This window comes from Nocardia sp. NPDC058497 (assembly GCF_042720195.1).
Taxonomy (GTDB): domain Bacteria; phylum Actinomycetota; class Actinomycetes; order Mycobacteriales; family Mycobacteriaceae; genus Nocardia.
In genome coordinates, this window is the sequence record NZ_JBHXMY010000644.1 from 1 (window position 1) to 3,198 (window position 3,198).

Consider the following 3,198-nt stretch of genomic DNA (forward strand, 5'->3'; position numbering starts at 1 on the left):
TTTTGTTTTGTTTCTATCTCCCCCGCTCGGGGGCTTGTTCACACTCCCCCCCGCGCCCGGTGGGGGGGGGGGGGGCCCCCCCCCCCGCGCCCCCCCCGGCCAGAGGTGCTCGCCCGCGATCGACAGGGGCACCTGACTGGTCATCAGTACCCGCAGTTCGGGTGCGGCGCCGAGCAGCCGCGAGACCAGTGCGGCGGCCGCGTCGGCGACGTGCTCGCCGTTGTCGAGCACGAGCAGCACCTGCTTGGCCCGCACCGCCTCGGCGAGCCGGGCCAGCTGAGTTCCGTTGTCGGGCACAGGGAACGGGCTCGACCCGGCGGAATCGTCGCGCACCTCGAACGCCGCGGCCACCACCTCGGTGAGAGCGGTGAGAGCACTGTCCTGCTCGGCGCCGAGGCACAGCCCGGCGAGCTCGACGAACAGGACACCGTCGCGCGCCGGATGGGTGGCCGCGGCGGCCAGCGCCAGCCGGGTCTTCCCGACCCCACCCGGCCCGGTGAGCGTCACCAGCCGTTCGGCGCGAAGCAGCGCATCGATCCTGGCGAGGTCGTCTTCGCGGCCGACCAGTGTCGTCGGTGGAACCGGCACGGTGGGCCGCGGCGTCACGGGCACGACGGGCGCGGGACGCACCGGGGCGCCGAGCACCGGATCCTGTTCCAGCACAGCGCGATGTAGGGCGGCCAACTCAGGACTCGGATCGAGGCCTAGCTCCTCGGCGAGATGCTCACGCAGCCGTCGATAGGAGTCCAAAGCCTCGCCGTGGCGGCCCGAGCGGTACAGCGCCAGCATGTGCGCCGCGCGCAACCGTTCTCGCAGGGGGTGTCGTTCGGTGAGCGCGCCGAGTTCGTCGGCGACCTGATCGTGTTCGCCGAGCGCGATCCTGGCCTGCGCGAGTTCCTCGACGGCGGTCAGCCGCTGTTCCTCGAGCCGCACCACCGGGATCCGCGCGAAGTCGTGATCGGCCAGGTCGGCCAGTGCGGGCCCGCGCCACAGCGCCAGCGCTTCGGTGAGCAACGGTGCGCGGGTGGTGGCGTCTTCGGCGGCGCGCGCCCGGCGCAGCAGCTCCTGGAACACCTGCGAATCCACCGCGTCGGCGGCGACGTCGAGCAGATAGCCGGGGGAGCGCGACACCAGCAGATCGCGGCCGCCCGCTTCGGCGTCACCGAGGACGCGCCGCAACTGGGAGGCACGGGTCTGCAGGGAGCCCGCCGGATTGGCCGGCATCGCCGCCCCACCCCACAGGTCCTCGACGAGCCGGTCGGCGGGCACGATCCGGCCCGGTTCGGCCAGCAGCGCACCGAGCAGCACCCGGACCTTGAGCTCGGGCACCCGGACGGGCTGCCCATCGTCGGTCCACACCGCCAACGGCCCAAGCACCCCGAAACGCATGTCACCCACCCTAAACGGGCGCGGCGACACGGTGGGCTCGAGGCGATCCTGAGTCGATCCGAAGGGTTCCCGAAGGGCCGGTCGGCACGGTGGGTCTCGTTCGAATCCTCCTCGAAGGGAAACCTCCTGATGTCCGCGTTCACCGATGTCCCCGAGCGGGCCGGAGCCCGCCAATGGCTGGGGCTGGCGGTTCTGCTCCTGCCGACGGTGCTGCTGTTCCTCAGCATGACCGTCCTGTTCCTGGCCACCCCCTATATCGCCGCCGACCTGTCGCCGAGCAGCGGCCAGCTGTTGTGGATCAACGACATCTACGGGTTCGTGATGGCGGGTTTCCTCGTCACCATGGGCACACTCGGTGACCGGCTCGGCCGCCGCAGGCTGCTACTGGCCGGTGCGGCGCTGTTCGGCGTGGCCTCGGTCGTAGCCGCGTTCGCGCCGGCCCCGGAACTGCTCATCGCCTCGCGTGCGCTGATGGGTCTGGGCGCGTCCGCCGTCATGCCCGCCACCTTGTCGCTGATCACGACGATGTTCCGCGACGATCGGCAGCGCGCCACCGCCATCGGCCTGTGGGCGGCGTCGGTGTCGGCGGGTGTGGCACTGGGCCCGCTGCTCGGCGGGCTGATGCTGGCTTCGCTGTGGTGGGGTGCGTCCATGCTGATCGGCGTGCCGGTGATGCTGCTCGTTCTGCTCGCGGTGCCGGTCCTGGTGCCCGAATACCGTGCGCCGGAGGCCGGTCGGCTCGATCCGGTCAGCGTCGCGCTGTCGCTGGCCGCGCTGCTGCCGTTCGTGTACGGCGTGAAGAAGCTCGCCGAGACCGGACTCGCCGCCGCATCGGTGCTCACCCTGCTGGCCGGTGTGCTGTTCGCGGTGGTCTTCGTCCGCAGGCAGCTGCGGCTTGCCGACCCGCTGCTCGACGTGCGGCTGTTCGCGAACCGGACCTTCAGCGGCTCGCTCGGCGTCTACATGCTCGCCGCCATCGCCCTCGGCGGGGTGTATCTGCTGTTCACGCAGTACCTGCAGCTGGTCGCCGCCCAGTCGCCGCTGCGGGCCGGTCTGTGGATCCTGCCCGCCGCGATCGGGCTGGTCATCGTCTCCACCGTCACCCCGGCCATCGCTCGCCGCGTCCGTCCCGCCTATCTGATCGCCGCGGGGCTTGCGGTCTCGACCGTCGGCTACCTGGTGCTCACCCAGGTCGACAGCGTCGCGGGCCTGCCGCTGCTCATCGTCGGGTTCTACGTCCTGTACCCGGGCATCGCGCCAGCCATGGCGCTGATCCCCGGCCTGGTCATCGGCGCGGCCCCGGCGGAGAAGGCGGGCGCGGCGTCGGCGGTGAACAGCACCGCCAGCGACCTCGGCGTGGCACTGGGTGTCGCGCTGCTCGGCAGCGTGGGTGCGGCGGTGTACCGCGGCGGAATGGCGGATGCCGAGGGCGCGGCCGCGGAAACCCTTCCCGGAGCGCTGAGTTCGGCCGAGTCGCTGCCCGCCGAGGTCGCCGACTCCGTCGTGGCCGCGGCCCGCGAAGCCTTCACGAACGGACTCAACGCCGCGGCCTGGACCGCCACCGTGCTGTCGGCCGCGGGTGCGGTACTGGCGGTCGCGCTGCTTCGCCGGATCCCGGCTGGTGCGACGTCGGTGCCAGATTCCGAAGCGGCAGTGGATATCCCGGGTGACGGTGTTGCCGAGCGGGCCACCGCCGCGGTCTGATCACGGCCGTTCGTCGTCAGACCCGCCCACCCCCCCGCACCGCCCCGCCGCCCCCCACGCCCGCCCCCGGGGCCGCCCCCACTGTCACGCCCCCCGCGGGCGGGC

At 72.4% G+C, this 3,198-nt stretch carries 1 protein-coding gene and 1 pseudogene; one reads left to right on the forward strand and one right to left on the reverse strand.

Annotated features, from left to right (window positions below; genetic code table 11):
* A partial coding sequence (locus ACFWPJ_RS28760) for a BTAD domain-containing putative transcriptional regulator (protein ID WP_378856031.1) occupies positions 1-1,389 on the reverse strand: 1,389 nt, incomplete at its 3' end.
* Between the two features lie 129 nt (positions 1,390-1,518).
* Here ACFWPJ_RS28760 and ACFWPJ_RS28765 point away from each other — a divergent pair.
* Positions 1,519-3,018, forward strand: a pseudogene (locus ACFWPJ_RS28765) (MFS transporter); the annotation flags it as partial.
* Positions 3,019-3,198: the final 180 nt, after the last annotated feature.